The following is a 20,127-nucleotide window of genomic DNA, read 5'->3' on the forward strand; positions in this document are numbered from 1 at the left end:
AATCCAGGAGGATAGTGCCGATCGCGAGGCTTGAGGTCGCCGATTTGGTCCGGTGAATTCCGGAACGCCCGCGTAAAAAGGAAACGAAGTCATGAAGAAGTCCCTCCTCTCCGCGCTCGGGCTGGCTCTGGCCCTGGCGTTCACGATGCCGATCCTCGGCGCGACCAGCGCCGACGCGGCTCCGATGAAGAAGCATCACCATCATCATCACTGCCGCAAGCATCATCACCGGCACCATCACCACCATCATCATCACCACAGCAAGATGGTCGCGAAGAAGGCCTGATCTCTTCCCGCCCGCCGATGGGAAGACAGGTCTTCATTGTAATGACCGCACATGTCTTCCCATCGGAATTTTGCTTCGCGAGGGCAAGGAACCTTTCCATTGGACCCCGCACCAAGCGGTCATGGGCGCCGCGAAGGCGCTCCTCGACCCGACCGGGACGCCGGAAGCGCGATCCCGGCAACCAATGGAAGGAAATGCTCAAATGACCAACTTCAGGCGCATCTCGCTCGCCGCTGCCCTCGTCGTCTCGGCTTTCGGCTCGGTTTCGGCGCCGGCCTTTGCCGGCACGCATCCGACCGGCGACGGCGGCGCCGTCTGCAAGGGGTCGGGCTCCTGTCTGGTGCTGCAGCTCGACTGCAAGGGCACCTACACCGATGCCACCGACAAGAACGGCACCGTCTACGGCAAGTGCAGCCAAGTCATGAAGGTCGATCCGAAGACCCGGCTCAAGCTCGCGAACTGATCATTTGCAGCGTGCAAATGGCGGCCGCAACGAGCGGCCGCCATTTCTGTTCTGTAATCCCATCGAAAGTCAGCGCCGGCTGATGAGAAGGCCGGCCAGCAGCCCGACCACGACCAGCCCTACCGCAGCCGCCGTGGCCGGATGGTCGCGCGCGGTGCGCTCGATCGCCCTGCCCCTGCGCGTGATTGCCGGCAATGCCTCGTGGAGGCGGTCGGCAAGCTGCGAATAATAGTCGGACGCCGCCTCGCGGCCGTCTTCGTAATGGGCGTCGCCGCGTCTGGCCAAGGCTTTCCTGAGATCGTCGAGTTGCCGCGAGAGCGCCGCAAACTGCCTGTCCAGATCATGATCGGTCGCGAACAAAGCCATGCCAAGCATCCTTCTCTTGGAGAGAAGGCCTAACGCATGGACGCAACGGCAGTTCCGGGTCTCAGAGACGCTGGCCGTTCAAGCCGCGGGAGCGGCAGCCGAAGTTCAACGCACTTGGTCCAGCAGGCGCTTGCACTCCAAGAGGTCGAAGAGCGCCTCCTGCAGCAAGGCGCGATTGTCGCGCGACAATTTCGAGGAGTCCGGCTGCACGGGACCTTCGTCGTCGCCCTTGCCGAGGCCGAAGAAACGGCGGCTGGGCTTCACCTTGGGCTGACCGACCAGCGCATCCTCGTCGCCGCGCGGCTGGGCAGCCGTGGTCAGCGGCACCTGCTCGGCCTGTCGGCGTTGCGCGATCGCCTCGACGGCGGCCATGTCGCCATTGCCGATGGCAACCAGGAAATGATTGCCGTTCTCGCGCAGGAGCTTCTGCACGCCCTTGATCGTATAGCCCTGGTCATAAAGCATGTGCCGGATGCCCTTGATCAGTTCGACATCCTGCGGCCGGTAGTAACGGCGGCCGCCGCCACGCTTCATCGGCTTGATCTGGTTGAAACGCGTTTCCCAGAACCGCAGCACGTGCTGCGGCAGGTCGAGATCTTCCGCGACTTCACTGATGGTGCGGAAAGCATCGGGGCTCTTGTCCATGGGCGAATCCTCACGCTGGACCGCAATCCGGAGTTGATCCGAATCGCAGCTTATTTCAGCGGTTTATGAAACGATATTCAAGCCCGTCGTCAAAGCGGGCCGCGGTTGTCAACCGGCATTCGCGGATTACTTGCCGCCCTTGGCCTTGCTGTTCTGGTGCGATCGCAGGATGCGGTTCTTCAGCACGTTCGACGATTTGAAGGTCATCACACGGCGCGGCAAAATCGGCACTTCCTCACCGGTTTTGGGATTGCGGCCGATGCGCTCATTCTTGGAGCGGACATGGAAGGTCGCAAAAGAAGACAGCTTCACAGTCTCGCCGCGAACGATGGCTTCGCAAATCTCATCCAGGACAGCCTCGACGAGCTCGGCCGATTCAGTTCGCGACAGACCAACCTTGCGGTAAACGGCTTCGGCTAGGTCGGCACGCGTAAGTGTCTTTCCCCCCATGCGACCGTCCCATCAGCTCAAAAAAACGTAAATCGATACAGGCAACGGCAGAGCCTAAGTAATTGATCCGTCAAGGTCAAGGACCGAACCCACGCGTTCGGCACTTACCAGCGGAGCAATACCGCGCCCCAGGTGAAACCTCCGCCCATCGCCTCGAGCAGAACAAGGTCGCCCTTCTTGATGCGGCCGTCGGCGACGGCCACCGACAAGGCGAGCGGCACGGAGGCTGCCGAGGTGTTACCGTGCAAATCGACGGTGACCACTACTTTCTCTTCGGCTATCCCGAGCTTCCTGGCGGAAGCGTCAATAATCCGTTTATTGGCCTGATGCGGCACGAACCAATCGAGATCGTCGGCGGTGATGCCAGCCTGGGCGAAGGTCGCCTCGATGACATCGGTGATCATGCCGACGGCGTGCTTGAACACCTCGCGGCCTTCCATCCTGAGATGGCCGACCGTCCCCGTGGTCGACGGGCCGCCGTCGACGAAGAGCTTGTCCTTGTGGACGCCGTCCGAGCGCAGGCTGGCCGCCAGCACACCGCGATCGGCTATTCCGCCTATCCCCTGTTGCGCTTCCAGAACGACCGCGCCGGCGCCGTCGCCGAAGAGCACGCAGGTCGAGCGATCGCTCCAGTCGAGGATGCGCGAGAACGTTTCGGAGCCGATGACCAGCACGCGCCTTGCCAGCCCGCCGCGGATGTAGAGATCGGCGGTGGCGACCGCATAGACGAAGCCGGAGCATACGGCCTGCATGTCGAAGGCGAAGCCGTGATGCATGCCGAGCCGGTTCTGGATCTCCACCGCGGTCGCGGGAAAAGTGTTGTTGGGCGTCGACGTGGCCAGCACGATCAGGTCGATGTCGGCAGGCGTCAGGCCGGCACTTTCGAGCGCGGCACGCGCGGCGGCTTCGCCCAGCGAGGCGGTCGTCTCGTCATCGGCCGCGACGTGGCGCTGGCGAATGCCGGTGCGCTGGACGATCCACTCGTCGGAGGTCTCGACCATGCCTTCGAAGTCGGCATTCTTCATGATGCGGCGGGGCAGCGCGGCACCGTTGCCGCGCACGACTGATCTGATCAAGGTTCGTTCCTATTCCTCGGCCTCGACGGCGACGCCGGATTTCCTGTTTGCCTGGGCATTCGGATTGCGCGCATGGAACAGATCGAGATCGGCCTCGATCCGGTCAAGCAGATTGTTGCGCACCATGTCGTAGCCGAGCTCGATCGCCGCTGCGAAGCCGTCCGAGTCGGCGCCGCCGTGGCTCTTCACGACGATGCCGTTCAAGCCCAGGAAGACGCCGCCATTGGAGCGGCCGACATCCATCTTCTCGCGCAGCCGGTCGAAGGCGGCCTTGGCGAAGACATAGCCGATCTTGGCCATCAGCGTGCGGCTCATGGCGGCGCGCAAATAGCCGGCGATCTGCCTTGCCGTGCCCTCGGCGGTCTTGAGCGCGATGTTGCCGGCAAAGCCTTCGGTGACGACCACGTCGACCGTGCCCTTGCCGATATCGTCGCCCTCGACGAAGCCGCGATAGTTCATCGAGGCCATGTTCGCCTCGCGCAGCATGCGCCCGGCCTCCTTGACCTCTTCCTGGCCCTTGATCTCCTCGACGCCGACATTGAGCAGGCCGACGCTCGGCCGCTCGATGCCGAATACCGAACGCGCCATGCCGGTGCCAAGGATAGCGAAGTCGACGAGCTGATGCGCGTCCGCGCCGATGGTGGCGCCGACATCGAGCACCACGCTCTCGCCGCGCGTCGTCGGCCAAAGCGCCGCGATCGCCGGGCGGTCTATGGTGGCCATGGTGCGCAGGCAGAATTTCGACATCGCCATCAGCGCGCCGGTGTTGCCGGCCGAGATGCAGGCTTGCGCGGCGCCGTTTTTCACCGCCTCGACCGCCTTCCACATAGAGGATTTCCAGCGGCCGTGGCGCAGCGCCTGGCTGGGCTTGTCGTCCATCCTCACCGCGACCTCGCAATGGACGAACTCGCTGACCTCGGCGAGCTTAGGAAACTTGGCCAGTTCGGGACGCACGGCGTCCTCGCGGCCATAGATGACGAAGCGGATGTCAGGGCGGCGGATGGCGACCGTCATCAGCGCCGGGATCACGACGCCTGGTCCGTGGTCGCCGCCCATGGCATCGATGGAAATCCTGATCACGCGGTATGTTTCTCACGGTTTGCCTGGCTAGCGGCGGGCGCCTGCCGAGGTAAGGGGGCTCGCGAAGGTTCGGCGAAAATAGCGGTTTTGGGCTGCCGCACAACCAACTTTTCCAAAATCCATGCCGCCTTCAGGATTTTCCGAGCAGCGACCGCAGCTTTTTCTGGAATTCGCTTTCTTCCTGAGGATCGTCGCCCGCGGCGTCGAGCGAAGCGCCGGGCTTGCGCGGATAAGGATCGATCGCCAGGCCGAAAAACTGCTCGGCAAGCGCGCCGACATCGATGGTGTCGCCGGAAAATGTTTCCGGGCTGTCCGGCCCGTCGGCGTCGAGGACGATCTCGCCCCCGCCCTCGAAGCCCTCGCGTCCGAGCTTCGACTGCTCCGGCAGGAACAGCGCCTCGACCGGCTCGTCGATATGGGCTGTGACCGGATCGAGAGTGACGATGCAGGCCTGGGTGATATCGGCCTCGACGCGACCGCTGACCCTGACGCCGTTGCGCTTCCAGGACGTCACCAGCAGCTCTGCGCGGTAGCTCTCGACCGAGAGCAGCTCGTATTCGGCGGCAAGTGCGGCGCGCTGCCGCTCGTCGGCCTCGATCACAACCGGCAGGCCCTTTTGCGGCAGGCGGGCGACGTTGGCGACGAAGGATACAGGGCTTCGCTGTTCGGCGTGTTTCATCCTCGCCTCCCTCAGGCAGTTCCAGCCACGGGGAACACCACGGTGCCGGACACGATCGATTCGGTCGGCTGCGCGGCAAGCTGCCCGGACGCCGCGGAGGCATAGCTCGCCAGCAGCGGCGCCTCGGGCCACTCGCCAGCATCGGGCCTCACGTTGCGGGCGAGCGCCGCGGCAAGGGCCGCGCGGTCGTCGTCCCGCAAGGCGTCGTCATAGGCCGCGGTGCGGCCATAGAACATCTTTGCCAGCTTCTTCATGCGCTTCGGCACGCCGACATCGCTGATGCCGAGTTCCCTCAGCGAATGGTCGACATCGAGGAAGAACTCGTCGATCAGCACCTGCGCGACCTCGGCCGCGGCTCCGCCTTGCCCGCGCAGCCGGCGCTGGACCAGGTACATGTGCAGCGACAGCATCTCGAAGCGGCCGAGCGGCGTATCCGGCACATTCCAGTCGGAATAAAACAATGTCTGCCGCGCCGCCGCCACGATTTGTGCGTAGAGCGCCTCGGTGATGGCGCGGTTGGCGTGACGTTCGCGACCAAAAAGGCGCTGGAACATTGAGGGCGGTCTCCCGGGGACCTGTTGTTTGATTTGGCCTTGTTGCATCGGCATGCAAGCTGGTTTACCGGTTTTGCGGCCCAGCGCAAGTTGCGGGGATGTGATGGAGAATTGTTGTTGGGTGCGCTGAAATTCAAGTCGTTTCTTACGCCTGTGCCGGCGGGCGTGGCCTCTCTGCTGGTGGCGATATCCGCGCTTTCAGGCTGCAATTCGTCCAAGATGATCGGCGACCTCAGCCCGAGCGAGACGCTGACGCAGGGCTATGTCATCGATCAGGCCGCGATCGACTCGGTGCCGGTCGGCTCGAGCCGCGAGCAGGTGCTGCTGGCGCTTGGCACGCCGTCGACGACGGCGACCTTCGACAACGAGGCCTTCTACTACATCTCGCAGACGCGCAAGCGCTACGTCGCCTTCGACAAGCCGCGTCTGGTCGATCAGCATGTGCTGGCGGTCTATTTCGGCGCCGACAGCCGCGTCACCCAGATCGCCAATTACGGCATGAAGGACGGCAAAATCTTCGACTTCATCTCGAGGACGACGCCGACCGGCGGCAAGGACCAGAACTTCCTCAGCCAGATCATCAACGGCGCCAGCAAGCTGGCGCCCGGCATCCCGGGCGGCGGCACGCCCTGAGGGCCGGCTGCCTGGAATTCAGACAAGCAAGACCCGCCGCATGCTCCGGCGGGTCTTTTGTTTCGACGGAACCGTTGACCAAAAACAAAACCCGCGGAATCGCTCCCGCGGGTTCTCTGTCTTGAAATAAGCGGCTTGATCAGCCGTGCGCGAGCACGGCCAACAGCAGCAGCGCCACGATGTTGGTGATCTTGATGGCCGGATTGACCGCCGGGCCGGCGGTGTCCTTGTAGGGATCGCCGACGGTGTCGCCGGTGACCGAGGCCTTGTGCGCCTCGGAGCCCTTGAGGTGCTTGGCGCCGTTCTTGTCGGTGAAACCGTCCTCGAACGACTTCTTGGCGTTGTCCCAGGCGCCGCCGCCGGAGGTCATCGAGATGGCGACGAAGAGGCCGTTGACGATGACGCCGAGCAGCGAGGCGCCGAGCGCGGCGAATGCCGAGGCCTTCGAGCCCGAGATCAAGAGCACGCCGAAATAGACGACGAGCGGGGCCAGCACCGGCAGCAGCGACGGGATGATCATTTCCCGGATTGCCGCCCTGGTCAGCAGGTCGACAGCGCGCGCATAGTTCGGCTTCGAGGTGCCGGCCATGATGCCCTTGTCCTCACGGAACTGCTTGCGCACTTCCTCGACGATCGAGCCCGCCGCGCGGCCGACGGCGGTCATGGCAATGCCGCCGAACAGGTACGGGATCAGGCCGCCGAAGATCAGGCCGGCAACGACATACGGATTGGAGAGGTCGAAGGAGATGTCGCCCATGCCCTGGAAGTACGGGTACTTGTCGCCATTGGCGGCAAAGAACCTGATGTCGTTCGAATAGGCGGCGAAGAGCACCAGCGCGCCGAGGCCGGCGGAGCCGATGGCGTAGCCCTTGGTCACCGCCTTGGTGGTGTTGCCGACCGCGTCGAGCGCGTCGGTGGACTGGCGCACTTCCTTGGGCAGGCCCGACATTTCGGCGATGCCGCCGGCATTGTCGGTGACCGGACCGAAGGCGTCGAGCGCCACGATCATACCGGCGAGGCCGAGCATGGTGGTGACGGCGATCGCTGTGCCGAAGAGGCCGGCGAGCTGGTAGGTGGCGATGATGCCGCCGACGATGACGATCGCCGGCAACGCGGTCGATTCCAGCGAGACCGCCAGGCCCTGGATGACGTTGGTGCCGTGGCCGGTCACCGACGCCTGAGCGATCGAATTCACCGGACGCTTGTTGGTGCCGGTGTAGTATTCGGTAATCACCACGATGAGCCCGGTCACCAGCAGACCGATCAGGCCGCAGATGAACAGGTTCTTGCCGGTGATGGCAAGGCCGGCGACGGTGCCGATCTCGCCCCAACCCAGCACCGCCGAGGTGGCGATGGCGAGGCCAACGATCGACAGCAGGCCGGTGACGATCAGGCCCTTGTAAAGCGCGCCCATGATCGAGCCGTTGGAGCCCAGCTTGACGAAGAAGGTGCCGACGATCGAGGTCAGGATGCAAGCGCCGCAGATGGCGAGCGGATAGAGCATCGCCGCACCCAGCACGGCGGTGCCGCCAAAGAAGATGGCGGCGAGCACCATGGTGGCGACGACCGTCACCGCATAGGTCTCGAACAGGTCGGCGGCCATGCCGGCACAGTCGCCGACATTGTCGCCGACATTGTCGGCGATGGTGGCTGGATTGCGCGGATCGTCTTCCGGAATGCCAGCTTCCACCTTGCCGACGAGGTCGCCGCCGACATCGGCGCCTTTGGTGAAGATGCCGCCGCCGAGACGGGCGAAGATCGAGATCAGAGAGGCGCCGAAGCCGAGCGAGACCAGCGAGTCGATGACGACGCGGTCGTTCGGCTGCAGGCCCAGGGGGCCGGTCAGGATGGCGTAGTAGATGGAGACGCCGAGCAGCGCCAGGCCCGCCACCAGCAGGCCGGTGATGGCGCCGGACTTGAAGGCGATGTCGAGGCCGGCGGCGAGGCTGTTGGAGGCGGCCTGCGCGGTGCGCACATTGGCGCGCACCGAGACGTGCATGCCGATGAAGCCGGCAGCACCCGAGAGCACCGCGCCGATCAGGAAGCCGATTGCGGACGTGATAGAGAGCAGCCACCAGGCGAGCAGAAGCACGACGATGCCGACGACGGCGATGGTCGTGTACTGGCGCGCCAGATAGGCCTGGGCGCCTTCGCGAATGGCGGCGGAGATTTCCTGCATGCGCTGGTTGCCCTGATCGGACGCAAGGACCGAACGTGTCGCCCAGATGGCGTACAGAACTGACAGCAAGCCGCAGGCGATGACGGCGGTAATGATGGTCATTGCCGGATTTTCCTCGATTGATGGCCCAAAAGAACCCCTCCCTGGGCCGTTGGAACGGGGATGAATGCCGCGCACGGAATCCACCCCTTGGCTGCGGTGTATGCGAAACAGGGCCCGGAACGTCAAGATATTGTTCGGTTTTTGCCCGGCTTTCGCCCAAAAGACGAAGACGGCGGCGACTGAGTCGGCACGAGCTCCGAATTAGATCGATTGAAATGACGCCGCGGAAGGATTGCGGGCCGAGATTTGCCCCTACGGCAACCCTATTGCGCCTCCCGCCCCATGCGCCGCGCGGCGTAGCGCTCTATCGCCGACAGGCCGTCATAGATCAGCACCGCAAGCGCCGCGACGATCAGGCCGCCCTGCAGCACGAAGGCGAGGTTGTTCGAAATCAGGCCGGCGATGATCACCTCGCCAAGCGTCTTGGCCGCCACCGTGGAGCCGATGGTGGCTGTGGCGAGGCTGATAACCACGGAAAGCCGGATGCCGCCAAGGATCACCGGGGCGCTGAGCGGCAATTCGACCTTCACCAGCCTTTGCCAGCCGGTCATGCCGGCGCCGCGCGCGGCCTCCATCACGTTGCCGGGCAGCGTGGTGAGCGCGGTCAGCGCGTTCTCGAAAATCGGCAGCAGCCCATAGAGGAAGAGCGCGATCAACGTCGGCTTCTCGCCGAAGCCGACCGCCGGCACGGCAAGCGCCAGCACCGCGACCGGCGGGAAGGTCTGGCCGATGTTGACCAGGCTGCGCGACAGCGGCAGGAACTCGGCGCCGGCGGGCCGGGTGACAAGGATGGAGAGCGCGACGGCGACGATCGTCGCGGCGATCGTCGCGACGAGCACTGTCCTCAGATGCTGCAATGTCAGCGTCAGCAGGCTGCCCTGGTTGTAGATTGCAGGCGCGCCGTTCTCGGTCAGGGGCTTCAGCAACGGCTCGAACCAGCTCGGGCTGGCGATGAAGGCCACCAGCAGCACCAGCAGCGCCAGCCTCAACAGCGCGGGCAGCCAGGCCCTCATGCGGGCCTCGCGCGTTTCACCAGCCCTTCAACGGTGACGCGCCCGAGCGGCTTGCCGTCGGCATCCTTCACAGGCAGCGCCGGGCGCCCTGTCCACAGAAGCTCGGCCAATGCGTCGCGCTGGCTGGCGTCGCCGGGGATCGCCTCGCCCTCGGCACCGCCGGGCTCGACGGCATCACGCACACGGCCGAGCGACAGGAGCCGGAACGGCCGCTCGCTGGAGCCGACCAGGGTTTCGACGAAGCCATTTGCGGGCCTTGCCAGGATCTCCGCCGGCCTGGCGTATTGCAGCACCTTCCCGGCGTCCATGACGGCGATTTTGTCGCCCAAATGCACCGCCTCCTCCATGTCGTGGGTGACAAGGACGATTGTGGTGCCGAAGCGCTTCTGGATGGCGAGCAAATCCTCCTGCGCCTTGGTGCGTATGATCGGGTCGAGCGCGCCGAACGGCTCGTCCATCAGAAGCACGTTGGGCTCGGCGGCCAAAGCGCGCGCAACGCCGACACGCTGCTGTTGGCCACCGGAAAGCTCGTGCGGATAGCGCGGACCATAGGCCTGCGGATCGAGCTGGTAGAGCGTCATCAATTCTTCGACGCGGGCCTTGATGCGATCCTTGTCCCAGCCGAGCAGAAGCGGCACGGTGCCGACGTTCTGCGCCACTGTACGGTGCGGGAACAGGCCGTGGCCCTGGATGGCGTAGCCGATGCTGCGGCGCAGCTGGTAGCCTGGCACGGATCGGTTGTCGACGCCGTCGAGCCTGATCACGCCGGCGGTCGCCTCGACGAGCCGGTTGATCATCCTGAGCAGTGTCGTCTTGCCGGAGCCTGACGTGCCGACGATGACGGCGATGGTGCGTGGCTCGATGACCATCGAGACATCGTCGACGACAGTCGTTCCGTTGTAGCGCTTGGTGATGCCTTCGATCTCGATCATTCGGAGTCTGCCCTGCGCTTGGTGGAGGTCATTTCGATAACCGCGTCGAGGATGATCGCGGCCGCAAAAGCCAGCGCCACCGTGGGCACGGCACCGAGCAGCACAAGGTCCATCGCCGTCTGGCCGACGCCCTGGAAGACGAAGACGCCAAAACCGCCGCCGCCGATCAGCGCCGCGATGGTGGCAAGCCCGATGTTCTGCACCAGAACGATGCGGATGCCGGTCAGGATCACCGGAAAGGCGAGCGGGAACTCGACATCGAGCAGGCGCTGGCGGTCGGTCATGCCCATGCCGCGGGCGGCATCGTTGGCGGCGCGCGGCACACCGGCAAGGCCGACCACGGTGTTCGCGACAACCGGCAGCAGCGAGTATAGAAACAGCGCGACAAAGGCGGGCGCGGTGCCGATGCCCCTGATGCCGGTCGCCGCCGCGCCCGGCACATGCGCGGCCACCCAGCCGAGCGGCGCGATCAGCAGGCCGAACAGCGCGATCGACGGAATGGTCTGTATGATGTTGAGCACATTCAGCACCCCTGCCCGCAGCGGCTCGACGCGGTGGCAGAGGATGCCGAGCGGCAGCCCGACCACCACCGCAGCCGCCAGCGAGCCCAGCGCCAAGGTGATGTGCTTGGAGCCCTCCGCCCAAAAGCTGTCGGCGTGGCTGGAATATTCCTTGAGGATGGACAACGTATCCCAGCTTCCCGAAAAGAGCAGCGCGCCGACGGCGACCGCGGCGACGGCAAGAACGCCGACGCGCCCCCATGGCGTCAGGTCCAGCCTGGTGAGCACATCGGCCAGAAGCAGCGTGAAGGCGAAGATCAACAGCCAGAAGCCCGAAGCCGGCGCGACGCGGGCGAACGTGTTGCCGGCGGGCGCGAGAAAGCCGCCGGCAGTGCCGATCGCAATGGCAAGGGCGGCGAGCGCGACCACGCTTGCGGCAAGTCGTAGCATGAGCGGCGTCCGCAGCAAGGCAATTATGCCGCCAACAAAGACGACAGCGAGCAACAATGCACCAAGCGCGGACGGCAGCGCTTCAAGAATCGACCGCGCCTCTCCTGGCACGATGCGGTTGGCGCGGAAGGTGGCGAACGGGGCGAGGAACGCGGCATAGGCGACGATCGCGGCAATGACCACGCCAAGCTTGTCGAAGCGGAAAGTCATCGACTGCCCCGGCGGCGATTTGGAAGGGCAGGATTAGGAAGGCGCCGCTCCTTCGCGCCCCCCTCTGTCCTGCCGGACATCTCCCCCGCAAGGGGGGAGATCAGCAGTTCCGCCAACCGCATCTTTCCAGCTCGCACTTGTTATGCCGCGATCTACTTCAAAAACCCGTCCTTCTTCAAAAAGTCCTCCGCGACTGCCTTCGCAGGCTCACCGCCGAGCTGCACGCGGCCGTTGAGCTGCTGCAGCGTGACGAGGTCGAGCTTGGCGAAGACCGGCTTCAGCAGCGTCTCGATCTCAGGATGTTCCTTGAGCACCTGCTCGCGGATGATGGGCGCCGGCTGGTAGACGGGCTGCACGGCCTTGTCGTCCTCGAGCACGACGAGTCCGGAGGGCTGAATGCCGCCGTCGGTGCCGTAGACCATGGCGGCGTTGGCGCCGTTGGTCTGGTTGGCGGCGGCGGCGATGGTCGCGGCCGTATCGCCGCCGGAAAGCGTGATCAACTGGTCCGGCTTCAGCTTGAAGCCGTAAGTGGTCTTGAAGGCAGGCAGCGCCGCCGCCGAATTGACGAACTCGGCCGACGCGGCAAGCACCACCTTGCCGCCGCCCGAAACGTATTTGCCGAAGTCCGACAGGGTAGCGAGCTTGTTCTCGTCAGCCACTTCCTTGCGCAGAGCGATCGCCCAGGTGTTGTTGGCCGGCGACGGCGACAGCCAGACGATCTTGTTGGCATCATAGTCGAGCTTCTTGGCGGTCTCGTAGGCCTTGGCGGCATCCTTCCAGACCGGATCGTCCGCCTTCTGGAAGAAGAAGGCGGCATTGCCCGTATATTCGGGATAGATGTCGATCTCGCCGGCGGCAATCGCCTTGCGCACCACGGGCGTCGCGCCGAGCTGGATGCGGTCGGTGGTCTTGATGTTGTGGGCGTTCAGGACCAGCTGGATGATGTTGCCGAGCACGCCGCCTTCGGTGTCGATCTTCGAAGAGACAACGACCTGCGCATTCGCCGAGGCTGCGGTGATGCCGAGCGCGATCGCTGCTACGGCGAGCTTTCCGATTGAAAACATTGTGAAATCCTTTGCTGTGAGCCGAGAATTCGGTGACCGCATAAGAGCATGGCGTTAACGCGCCGTCGGGGTACACGGTTTCATAACTGCGGGGATGCACGCAATAATTTTATTCCCGGCGCGCAAGGCGCGCCGCGCTAGTCGTTTCACCGTTTCACGGAACCGGCGAAACGCCCTATCTCCTTGTTTTTACGCAATTCCGGACGGAAAACCGCTCACACTTCCTGGAATTGCCCCAGGTCCCGACAGCGCAATGTCAGGTGGCGCTGCGCAAGCCAGGCAGCTTCAAGGCGCCGAGCGCCAGGAAGCAGAGCGCGACGACCGGGAACACGACCCAGTTCAGCATCGTCCAACCCCAGGCGTTGTAGATCGCGCCCGACATGAGGGAGGCAAAGGCAACGGAGCCGAACAGAGCGAAGTCGTGGAAGCCCTGCACCTTGCCTTTTTCGGATGGATGGTAGCTCGCGGCGACCATGGCGGTGGCGCCGATGAAGCTGAAATTCCAACCGAGACCGAGCAGGATCAGCGCGGTCCAGAACTGCCATAGCGCGAGGCCTGAAAGCGCCACCGCGGCGCAGCCGATGAGCAGGACCAGCCCAATGGCGACGATGCGCTCGGCACCGAAGCGGTGGATCAGCCTACCGGTGAAGAAGCTCGGCCCGAACATCGCCACGACGTGCCAGGAAATGCCGAGCGTCGCATCGTCGGTCGAGAGCCCGCAGCCGACCATGGCAAGCGGCGCGCCGGTCATGACGAAGCTCATCAGCGCGTAGCTGCCGACGGCGCAGAACAGCGCCGCGACGAAGCGCGGCTGGGTGACGATCTCGACCAGCGGCCGAGCGTCGCTTTGCTCGGTCGTCGCGACCCTGCTCGCCTGCACAGACATATGCAAGAAGGACAGGACGACGGCGCCGACTGCGGCCAGAACGAGGATCGAGGCGAAGGACCCGGCAAACATCACCGGCGCCAGAAGCTCGCGGGTGTAGATGACGATCTGAGGCCCGAGGATGGCGGTGACGATGCCGCCCGCCAGCACGAAGGAAATGGCGCGCGCCTTGAATTCCGGCGGGGCGTTGTCGGCGGCGGCGAAGCGGAACTGCTGGACGAAGGCGCCGCCGACGCCGATCACGCAGAGGCCGAAGGCGAACAGCCAGAAGCTCGCCTGAAACAGCGCCAGCGTCGCGATCAGGCCGCCGAGCGCGGTGATGACGGTGCCGGTCATGAAGCCGCCGCGGTGCCCGAGCCGGCGGATGATGGCGGCGGCCGGCAGCGCGCCGAGGGCCACTCCGAGATTGAAGCCGGTGACCGGCGCTGTCGCCAGGGATTTGTCGGGCCCGAGCAGATACTGTCCGGCAAGCGCGCCGAGTGAAATCGCGATCGGCGCCGCGGAGCCGACAATCGCCTGCGCCGCGGCGAGCAGCACTGCCGTGCGGCGCGCCTCCGTGCCGGCGCCAGTAACGATTGCCGCAGCGGTCACGATGCGTCCTTGCCGCGACCTTCGCCGCGCACACGGCGAGACACGCGATCGAGCACTGCGTTCACCAGCTTCGGCTCATCCTCCTCGTAGAAAGCCTTGGCAATATCGACATATTCCGAGACGATGACGGCCACCGGCACGTCCTCGCGCTTCATCAATTCATAGACGCCGGCGCGCAGGATGGCGCGCAGCGTCGAATCCAGCCGCGACAGCGGCCAGTCGTCGGTGAGCGTCTGGCGAATGACAGGATCGATGGTCTTCTGGTTCTCGACGACGCCAGTCAGGATGGCGCGGAACCACTGCGCATCCGCTTCGCGATAGAGCGCGCCATCGACTTCCTTGCCAAGGCGGAAGGCTTCGTATTCGGCGGTCGTCTCGAAGACGCCGCTGCCGGCCACATCCATCTGGTAGAGCGCCTGGACGGCAGCAAGACGGGCGGCACCGCGCTTGTTGGCGTGGCGCACCGTACCGGTCTGGGCAGGCCCGCTCACGATTGGGCTCCGAATTTCTCTTTGAGCGCGACCATGGTCAGCGCCGCGCGCGCTGCGAAACCGCCCTTGTCGCCTTCAGTCCGACGGGCACGCGTCCATGCCTGCGCGTCGTTCTCGGTGGTCAGGATGCCGTTGCCGATCGCGATCGCTTCCTGCACGGAAAGGTCCATCAGCGCGCGGCTCGATTCATTGGCGACGATGTCGAAATGATAGGTGTCGCCGCGGACGATGGTGCCGAGCGCGACGAAGCCGTCATAATGCGTGCCGCCTTCAGCGGCGCCGTCCAGCGCGAAGGTGATGACGGCCGGTATTTCGAGCGAGCCTGGAACGGTGACGACGTCATAGGTGGCGCCAGCTTCGTCCAGCGCGCCGGTCGCGCCTTCGAGCAGCGCGTCGGCGAGGTCGTCGTGGAAACGCGCCTCGACAATAAGCAGATGCGCCTTCGCCTTCGGACGAATGAACGCTTTGCCGTGTTGGGATGTGCCTGCCATAAAAGTCTCCGGGCGGTTGCCGGTGACTTAGGCCGAAGCCGGGTTGATCGCAAGCGGAAGATGCTGTGGCGCAACGTTCTGTGACCAATCCGGCCGAGACGTCACGCTCTCGTGGCAATCCCCGAGACTTTTGACACAAGCCTCGACCTCCTGGCGGTCAACCACTCGGCCAACATCGACATCCGCCAGCGCCTTAAGAGTCTTCCGTCGGCGACCGGCCGCCTTTCCGGTACTGGTCGGACCATCACAGTCCTTCCTTCGCCGCCTCCGCCAGGCGCGCGGCGTAACGGGCCATGGTGTCGATCTCGATATTGACGCGGTCGCCGGCCTTGCGCTCACCCCAAGCGGTGACGCTCAGCGAATGCTGGATCAAAAGCACGTCGAAGCGCGTGCCTTCGACCTTGTTGACGGTGAGCGAAGTGCCGTCGAGCGCGACCGAGCCTTTCGGCGCTATGAATTTCGCCAGATGCCGCGGCGCTTCAAGCGTGAAGCGCACGGCATCGCCCTCTTCCTTGCGCTCGACGATCTCGGCGGTGCCGTCGACGTGACCGGAGACGATGTGGCCGCCGAGCTCGTCGCCGATCTTCAGCGCCCGTTCGAGGTTTATCCGGGTGCCCGACTTCCAGCTCGACGCGGTGGTGAGCCTCAGCGCTTCTTCCCAGGCTTCAACCTCGAACCAGCGGGCGTTCGAGCCCTGCTCGGGCAACGCCGTCACCGTCAGGCAGACGCCGCCGCAGGAGATCGAGGCGCCGATGGCGATGGTTTCGGGATCGTAGGCGGTGTCGATGCGCAGACCCACGCCTTCGCTGAGCGGCTTCACATTGGCGACAGTGCCAACATCCGTGACAATTCCAGTGAACATCAGATCGTATCTTCCAGCCTGAGCATGATCTTATCCAAAAACCGGCTACCGCTTCTTGGGATCATGGTCGTACCCACTCGGCGTAGCTGTCTTCGCCGAAGCGCATCTCGCGCAGTTTGCGGAACCCGGCCGGGATATGGTCGGCATCGATGGGCGATGCAATGCCGCCCTCGCCGATCGCATCCGGGCCCTGGAACAGGACGATGCGGTCGACCAGCTCCTCATCCAGGAAGGCTTTGCCGACCTGGGCGCCACCTTCGACCAGTACGCTTGCCATGCCTAGCGCTGCCAGATCCTCCAGCAATTCCGGCAAAGCGACAACGCCCCCATATGTCTCGGTGCCGATGAAGCGCACGCCGGCGCGTTCAAGAGTTGCCCGCCGATGCGGATCGGCCTCGAGGCAAGCCGCGACATAGAGCGGAACGCGGTCGACGCCGGATACCAGCTTCGAGGTCTCCGGCAGCCGGATCTGGCGATCGAGAATGATGCGCGCCGGCGAGCGGTTCTCCAGCCCAGGCAGGCGCACGGTCAGAGCCGGGTCGTCCTCCAGCGCGGTGCCGATGCCGACCAGGATGGCATCGGCCTCGGCGCGCATCATATAGACTTCGCGCCTGGCGATCTCGCCGGTGATGGCGACCTGCCCGGCGCCTTTCCTGCCGATCTTGCCGTCGCTCGAAAGCGCAAGCTTCAGGATGACTTCCGGGCGTTTTTTCAACGATCGAATCAAATAGCCGGCCATCTGCTCGGCAGCTTCGGCGGCGAGCACTTTGTCCACCACCTCGATGCCGGCGGCGCGCAGGATGGCATAGCCCTTGCCGGAGACGCGCGGATCCGGGTCGCTCGCCGCGCCCACGACGCGCGCGATGCCCGCATTGACCAGCGCGCTGGCGCAGGGCGGCGTGCGGCCGTGATGGGCGCAAGGCTCCAGCGTGACGTAGGCGGTGGCGCCGCGTGCAAGCTCGCCCGCCTCGGCCAGCGCCTCGGTCTCGGCATGCGGCCGGCCGCCGACGGCAGTCACACCGGTACCGATGATCATCGGGCCGGCGCCGTCGTCGCGCACGATGATGGTGCCGACGGAAGGATTGGTCGAGGTGCGGCCGGCGTTGCGGCGCGACAGCCTGATGGCCGCCGCCATGAAACGGCGGTCAAGGACCGCTTGATCGGCCTCGCTCGGTTGAGGTTTGGCCATGATCAGCCGGCGTCCTCTTCGGTCTTTTCCTCGTCGCCCTTCAGCTCGCCCAGCAACTCATGGAAATCCTTGGCCTCGCGGAAATTGCGATAGACCGAGGCGAAGCGGACATAGGCGACGTCGTCGAGCGATTTCAGCGCCTCCATGACCAGGCGGCCGACCTCGCCCGAGGCCACTTCCGTCTCGCCGGAGCTTTCGAGCTGCCGCACGATGCCGGTCACCGCGCGGTCGATGCGTTCGGGATCGACATTGCGCTTGCGCACAGCGATCTCGACCGAGCGCAAAAGCTTGTCGCGATCGAACGGCACCTTGCGGCCCGACTTCTTGATGACGACGAGGTCGCGAAGCTGAACACGTTCGAAGGTGGTGAAGCGGCCGCCGCAGTCCGGACAGACGCGGCGCCGGCGGATCGCCGCGCCATCCTCTGCGGGACGCGAATCCTTCACCTGCGTATCTTCGGACTGGCAATAGGGGCAGCGCATGGAGAGCCTTCGTTTCGCGATTCTCGGGTGGCGGAAAGGCTTAGAGCCTTTTGTGCCTCAGAGATAGCGAGGCGCGAGGAAGATTGCCAGCGCCGCCAGCAGCCACACGACGATGCCGCCCAACACGGCCAGCCGGTAGTCGACCCTGTCGACGAACAGCCAGCAGGCACCGAGGAAGGCGAGATAGGCCGGGATCGTCTTGACGCCGGCAAGGCAGGCCTCGCGAAAACCAGGCATGTTGCCTTTGGAGCCAACGGCGAGCAGCGCGATCACCGCAAAGGTCGGCGCCAGCGGCAGGATGCCCGGCAGCACGTTGCCGCGTTTGGAAGCCCAGACGATCAACGCCGTGACCAAACCGCCGACCACGCCCTTCCAGACAATATCCATGAGCTGCCCTGCCCGGCCGTTCGCGTTACGGCGCGACGTCCTTGGCCGGGAAGCCGCAGGACGCGCCGAGATTGCGATAGGCCTTGGTGAAACCGTCCATCGGAATGCTGGCGACGGTCTGCTTGCCGAAAACGACATCGAGCGAGGTGACTTTGCGCATGGCGCGCAGCAAGGCAAGGCTGGTCTTGGCCTGGTTGTCGACCGCCCAGCTGGGACGGCCGTTGACGGCGGCGTTAGAATAGACTTTCGCGGAAACCTTGACGCCGGGATCGCCGAAGGTCGCGGCGATGTTCTTGCCGGTCGGCAGGTCCTTGTTGTCGACGGTGATCATGATGGCGGGATAGGCATCGGGCGGCAGGGCATCGCCGGTCGAGATCGACAGCGTGAGGGTGCCGGCATTGCCGATGCCGTCGACGAAAGCCGCGGAGGCGGCGCAGGTCTTGTGCGCGTCCTGCCCGGTATCGAGCGTGTCAATGAGGGTGGTCCACCTGCCGAAGGTGCTGGTGGCCGGCACACCCGAATCCGGCTGTGCCTGCTCCTGGGCGACCGCGCCGGGCATGGCGAAAGCTGCCAGCAGGCCGAAAAGAGCAAGGGCGGCGAGACGGAAAATGCGCATCATCAAGTCTCCAGTTCGAAGCGCCGTTCAATCAGGACGGCGCTCCGCCGGCGGATAAAAGATGACGCGCGGCGCGCGGTCAACCGAGATAGGGGTAGAGCGGGAAGCGATCGGTCAGCGCCGTGACCTTGGCCTTGACCGCGGCCTCGACGGCGGCATTGCCTTCGTCGGAATTCGCCACCTTCAACCCGTCCAGCACCTCGGCGATCAGCTTGCCGATCTCGCGGAACTCGGCCTGGCCGAAGCCGCGCGTGGTGCCGGCGGGCGTGCCGAGGCGGACACCGGAGGTGACGAAGGGCTTTTCCGGATCGAAGGGGATGCCGTTCTTGTTGCAGGTGATGTTGGCGCGGCCGAGCGCCGCCTCGGCGCGCTTGCCGGTGGCATTCTTCGGACGCAGGTCGACCAGCATCAGATGGTTGTCGGTGCCGCCCGAGACGATGTCGAGGCCGGTTTCCTGCAGGCTGGAGGCCAGCGCCTTGGCGTTGGCGACGATGCTTTCGGCGTAGGCCTTGAAGCTCGGCTTCAGCGCCTCGCCGAGCGCCACCGCCTTGGCGGCGATGACATGCATCAGCGGGCCGCCCTGAAGTCCCGGGAAGACCGCCGAGTTCATCTTCTTGGCGATCTCCTCGTCGTTGCACAGGATCATGCCGCCGCGCGGGCCGCGCAGCGACTTGTGCGTGGTCGTGGTCACGACATGGGCGTGGGGCAGCGGCGACGGGTGCATGCCGCCGGCGACGAGACCGGCGATGTGGGCCATGTCGACCATCAGATAGGCGCCGATCGAATCGGCGATCTCGCGGAAACGCTTCCAGTCCCAGATGCGCGAATAAGCGGTGCCGCCGGCCAGGATCAGCTTCGGCTTGGTCTCACGCGCCGTCTTCTCGATCGCGTCCAAGTCGAGCAGGTGGTCGTCCTTGCGCACGCCGTAGGAGACGACCTTAAACCACTTGCCGCTCATGTTGACCGGCGAGCCGTGGGTGAGATGGCCGCCGGAATTCAAGTCGAGGCCCATGAAGGTGTCGCCGGGCTGCAAGAGCGCCAGGAACACGGCCTGGTTCATCTGGCTGCCGGAGTTCGGCTGGACGTTGGCGAAGTTGCAGCCGAAGAGCTTCTTGGCGCGCTCGATGGCCAGTTCCTCGGCCACGTCGACGAACTGGCAGCCGCCATAGTAGCGCTTGCCCGGATAACCCTCGGCATATTTGTTGGTCATGATCGACCCCTGCGCCTCGAGCACGGCGCGGGACACGATGTTTTCCGAGGCGATCAGCTCGATCTCATGGCGCTGGCGGCCAAGCTCGTTGCGGATGGCGCCGAAAATTTCCGGATCGGCGTCGGCAAGCGTGGTCTCGAAAAAGGATTCGAATTTGCTGGAGGCTACCGCTGCATCTGACATGGCTTGCTTTCCCTTGGGCCGGAGGTCTGCGAGGTGCCGGGCCATTAACACAGTTGT

Annotated in this window: 24 protein-coding genes; 3 read left to right on the plus strand and 21 right to left on the minus strand. The window is 64.8% G+C overall.

Features of this window, described 5'->3' with window-relative positions:
• Positions 1-91 precede the first annotated feature (91 nt).
• Both EN874_RS04685 and EN874_RS04690 read left to right on the plus strand, forming a co-directional pair.
• Positions 92-286, plus strand: coding sequence for a hypothetical protein (locus EN874_RS04685; RefSeq protein ID WP_127424220.1), 195 nt, complete (start codon positions 92-94; stop codon positions 284-286).
• A 202-nt stretch (positions 287-488) separates the two neighbouring features.
• A complete protein-coding gene (locus tag EN874_RS04690; RefSeq protein WP_127424221.1) occupies positions 489-749 on the plus strand; it encodes a hypothetical protein in 261 nt (86 codons plus the stop codon).
• Positions 750-818: 69 nt separating this feature from the next.
• Here EN874_RS04690 and EN874_RS04695 read toward each other — a convergent pair whose 3' ends face one another.
• From EN874_RS04695 to EN874_RS04725, 7 genes are all read right to left on the minus strand, one after another.
• Complete coding sequence (locus EN874_RS04695; RefSeq protein WP_127424222.1) at positions 819-1,115, minus strand: DUF883 family protein; 297 nt, start codon at positions 1,113-1,115, stop codon at positions 819-821.
• A gap of 105 nt (positions 1,116-1,220) precedes the next feature.
• The gene (locus EN874_RS04700) at positions 1,221-1,760 is read right to left on the minus strand and encodes a MerR family transcriptional regulator (protein WP_127424223.1); all 540 of its coding nucleotides are present in this window, start codon (positions 1,758-1,760) and stop codon (positions 1,221-1,223) included.
• A gap of 126 nt (positions 1,761-1,886) precedes the next feature.
• Positions 1,887-2,210: an integration host factor subunit alpha gene (locus EN874_RS04705; RefSeq protein ID WP_010915609.1), complete on the minus strand. Its 324-nt coding sequence runs from the start codon at positions 2,208-2,210 to the stop codon at positions 1,887-1,889.
• A 104-nt stretch (positions 2,211-2,314) separates the two neighbouring features.
• Entirely contained in the window at positions 2,315-3,286 is a 972-nt protein-coding gene (locus tag EN874_RS04710) for a beta-ketoacyl-ACP synthase III (RefSeq protein ID WP_127424224.1), read from the minus strand.
• A gap of 9 nt (positions 3,287-3,295) precedes the next feature.
• Positions 3,296-4,366: a phosphate acyltransferase PlsX gene (gene plsX / locus EN874_RS04715; RefSeq protein WP_127424225.1), complete on the minus strand. Its 1,071-nt coding sequence runs from the start codon at positions 4,364-4,366 to the stop codon at positions 3,296-3,298.
• A gap of 130 nt (positions 4,367-4,496) precedes the next feature.
• Positions 4,497-5,045, minus strand: coding sequence for a DUF177 domain-containing protein (locus tag EN874_RS04720; protein WP_127424226.1), 549 nt, complete (start codon positions 5,043-5,045; stop codon positions 4,497-4,499).
• A gap of 11 nt (positions 5,046-5,056) precedes the next feature.
• The gene (locus EN874_RS04725; RefSeq protein ID WP_127424227.1) at positions 5,057-5,599 is read right to left on the minus strand and encodes a ubiquinol-cytochrome C chaperone family protein; all 543 of its coding nucleotides are present in this window, start codon (positions 5,597-5,599) and stop codon (positions 5,057-5,059) included.
• A gap of 117 nt (positions 5,600-5,716) precedes the next feature.
• Between EN874_RS04725 and EN874_RS04730 the strand changes: the two genes are divergently transcribed.
• Positions 5,717-6,232 (plus strand): outer membrane protein assembly factor BamE, encoded by a 516-nt coding sequence (locus tag EN874_RS04730; RefSeq protein WP_126084236.1) that lies wholly within the window; start codon positions 5,717-5,719, stop codon positions 6,230-6,232.
• 139 nt (positions 6,233-6,371) lie between these two features.
• On the opposite strand, the gene EN874_RS04735 is transcribed toward EN874_RS04730, so the two are convergent.
• From EN874_RS04735 to glyA, 14 genes are all read right to left on the minus strand, one after another.
• Positions 6,372-8,513: a sodium-translocating pyrophosphatase gene (locus EN874_RS04735; RefSeq protein ID WP_126084237.1), complete on the minus strand. Its 2,142-nt coding sequence runs from the start codon at positions 8,511-8,513 to the stop codon at positions 6,372-6,374.
• 263 nt (positions 8,514-8,776) lie between these two features.
• Positions 8,777-9,526 carry an ABC transporter permease gene (locus EN874_RS04740; RefSeq protein ID WP_127424228.1) on the minus strand — a complete coding sequence of 250 codons (750 nt, stop codon included), beginning with the start codon at positions 9,524-9,526 and terminating at the stop codon, positions 8,777-8,779.
• Positions 9,523-10,458: an ABC transporter ATP-binding protein gene (locus tag EN874_RS04745; protein WP_127424229.1), complete on the minus strand. Its 936-nt coding sequence runs from the start codon at positions 10,456-10,458 to the stop codon at positions 9,523-9,525. Before EN874_RS04745 ends, EN874_RS04740 begins: the two co-directional genes overlap by 4 nt.
• Positions 10,455-11,618, minus strand: a complete 1,164-nt coding sequence (locus tag EN874_RS04750; protein WP_127424230.1) for an ABC transporter permease — start codon at positions 11,616-11,618, stop codon at positions 10,455-10,457. Before EN874_RS04750 ends, EN874_RS04745 begins: the two co-directional genes overlap by 4 nt.
• A gap of 152 nt (positions 11,619-11,770) precedes the next feature.
• Positions 11,771-12,682, minus strand: coding sequence for an ABC transporter substrate-binding protein (locus tag EN874_RS04755; protein WP_127424231.1), 912 nt, complete (start codon positions 12,680-12,682; stop codon positions 11,771-11,773).
• Positions 12,683-12,938: 256 nt separating this feature from the next.
• Positions 12,939-14,159 carry an MFS transporter gene (locus EN874_RS04760; protein ID WP_127424232.1) on the minus strand — a complete coding sequence of 407 codons (1,221 nt, stop codon included), beginning with the start codon at positions 14,157-14,159 and terminating at the stop codon, positions 12,939-12,941.
• Positions 14,156-14,650 carry a transcription antitermination factor NusB gene (gene nusB, locus EN874_RS04765; RefSeq protein WP_281061388.1) on the minus strand — a complete coding sequence of 165 codons (495 nt, stop codon included), beginning with the start codon at positions 14,648-14,650 and terminating at the stop codon, positions 14,156-14,158. The genes EN874_RS04760 and nusB overlap by 4 nt, the downstream gene beginning before the upstream one ends.
• Positions 14,647-15,141, minus strand: coding sequence for a 6,7-dimethyl-8-ribityllumazine synthase (gene ribH, locus EN874_RS04770; RefSeq protein WP_127424234.1), 495 nt, complete (start codon positions 15,139-15,141; stop codon positions 14,647-14,649). Before ribH ends, nusB begins: the two co-directional genes overlap by 4 nt.
• Before the next feature lie 244 nt (positions 15,142-15,385).
• Positions 15,386-16,003 carry a riboflavin synthase gene (locus EN874_RS04780; protein WP_127424235.1) on the minus strand — a complete coding sequence of 206 codons (618 nt, stop codon included), beginning with the start codon at positions 16,001-16,003 and terminating at the stop codon, positions 15,386-15,388.
• A 61-nt stretch (positions 16,004-16,064) separates the two neighbouring features.
• The gene (gene ribD, locus EN874_RS04785; RefSeq protein ID WP_127424236.1) at positions 16,065-17,192 is read right to left on the minus strand and encodes a bifunctional diaminohydroxyphosphoribosylaminopyrimidine deaminase/5-amino-6-(5-phosphoribosylamino)uracil reductase RibD; all 1,128 of its coding nucleotides are present in this window, start codon (positions 17,190-17,192) and stop codon (positions 16,065-16,067) included.
• 2 nt (positions 17,193-17,194) lie between these two features.
• Positions 17,195-17,674, minus strand: coding sequence for a transcriptional regulator NrdR (gene nrdR / locus EN874_RS04790; protein ID WP_059184872.1), 480 nt, complete (start codon positions 17,672-17,674; stop codon positions 17,195-17,197).
• Positions 17,675-17,731: 57 nt separating this feature from the next.
• Positions 17,732-18,061, minus strand: a complete 330-nt coding sequence (locus tag EN874_RS04795; protein WP_127424237.1) for a GlpM family protein — start codon at positions 18,059-18,061, stop codon at positions 17,732-17,734.
• 25 nt (positions 18,062-18,086) lie between these two features.
• Positions 18,087-18,680 (minus strand): hypothetical protein, encoded by a 594-nt coding sequence (locus EN874_RS04800; protein ID WP_245513452.1) that lies wholly within the window; start codon positions 18,678-18,680, stop codon positions 18,087-18,089.
• A gap of 76 nt (positions 18,681-18,756) precedes the next feature.
• Positions 18,757-20,070 (minus strand): serine hydroxymethyltransferase, encoded by a 1,314-nt coding sequence (glyA, locus tag EN874_RS04805; protein WP_127424238.1) that lies wholly within the window; start codon positions 20,068-20,070, stop codon positions 18,757-18,759.
• Positions 20,071-20,127: the final 57 nt, after the last annotated feature.

This window comes from Mesorhizobium sp. M1D.F.Ca.ET.231.01.1.1 (assembly GCF_003999155.2).
In the GTDB taxonomy this organism is placed as follows: Bacteria; Pseudomonadota; Alphaproteobacteria; order Rhizobiales; family Rhizobiaceae; genus Mesorhizobium.

Coding starts and splice junctions, on each gene's coding strand:
- EN874_RS04685 (WP_127424220.1), top strand. CDS start 92: ATGAAGAAGTCCCTCCTCTCCGCGCTCGGGCTGGCTCTGGCCCTGGCG.
- EN874_RS04690 (WP_127424221.1), top strand. CDS start 489: ATGACCAACTTCAGGCGCATCTCGCTCGCCGCTGCCCTCGTCGTCTCG.
- EN874_RS04695 (WP_127424222.1), bottom strand. CDS start 1,115: ATGGCTTTGTTCGCGACCGATCATGATCTGGACAGGCAGTTTGCGGCG.
- EN874_RS04700 (WP_127424223.1), bottom strand. CDS start 1,760: ATGGACAAGAGCCCCGATGCTTTCCGCACCATCAGTGAAGTCGCGGAA.
- EN874_RS04705 (WP_010915609.1), bottom strand. CDS start 2,210: ATGGGGGGAAAGACACTTACGCGTGCCGACCTAGCCGAAGCCGTTTAC.
- EN874_RS04720 (WP_127424226.1), bottom strand. CDS start 5,045: ATGAAACACGCCGAACAGCGAAGCCCTGTATCCTTCGTCGCCAACGTC.
- EN874_RS04725 (WP_127424227.1), bottom strand. CDS start 5,599: ATGTTCCAGCGCCTTTTTGGTCGCGAACGTCACGCCAACCGCGCCATC.
- EN874_RS04735 (WP_126084237.1), bottom strand. CDS start 8,513: ATGACCATCATTACCGCCGTCATCGCCTGCGGCTTGCTGTCAGTTCTG.
- EN874_RS04740 (WP_127424228.1), bottom strand. CDS start 9,526: ATGAGGGCCTGGCTGCCCGCGCTGTTGAGGCTGGCGCTGCTGGTGCTG.
- EN874_RS04745 (WP_127424229.1), bottom strand. CDS start 10,458: ATGATCGAGATCGAAGGCATCACCAAGCGCTACAACGGAACGACTGTC.
- EN874_RS04750 (WP_127424230.1), bottom strand. CDS start 11,618: ATGACTTTCCGCTTCGACAAGCTTGGCGTGGTCATTGCCGCGATCGTC.
- EN874_RS04755 (WP_127424231.1), bottom strand. CDS start 12,682: ATGTTTTCAATCGGAAAGCTCGCCGTAGCAGCGATCGCGCTCGGCATC.
- ribH (WP_127424234.1), bottom strand. CDS start 15,141: ATGGCAGGCACATCCCAACACGGCAAAGCGTTCATTCGTCCGAAGGCG.
- EN874_RS04780 (WP_127424235.1), bottom strand. CDS start 16,003: ATGTTCACTGGAATTGTCACGGATGTTGGCACTGTCGCCAATGTGAAG.
- ribD (WP_127424236.1), bottom strand. CDS start 17,192: ATGGCCAAACCTCAACCGAGCGAGGCCGATCAAGCGGTCCTTGACCGC.
- nrdR (WP_059184872.1), bottom strand. CDS start 17,674: ATGCGCTGCCCCTATTGCCAGTCCGAAGATACGCAGGTGAAGGATTCG.
- EN874_RS04795 (WP_127424237.1), bottom strand. CDS start 18,061: ATGGATATTGTCTGGAAGGGCGTGGTCGGCGGTTTGGTCACGGCGTTG.
- EN874_RS04800 (WP_245513452.1), bottom strand. CDS start 18,680: ATGATGCGCATTTTCCGTCTCGCCGCCCTTGCTCTTTTCGGCCTGCTG.
- glyA (WP_127424238.1), bottom strand. CDS start 20,070: ATGTCAGATGCAGCGGTAGCCTCCAGCAAATTCGAATCCTTTTTCGAG.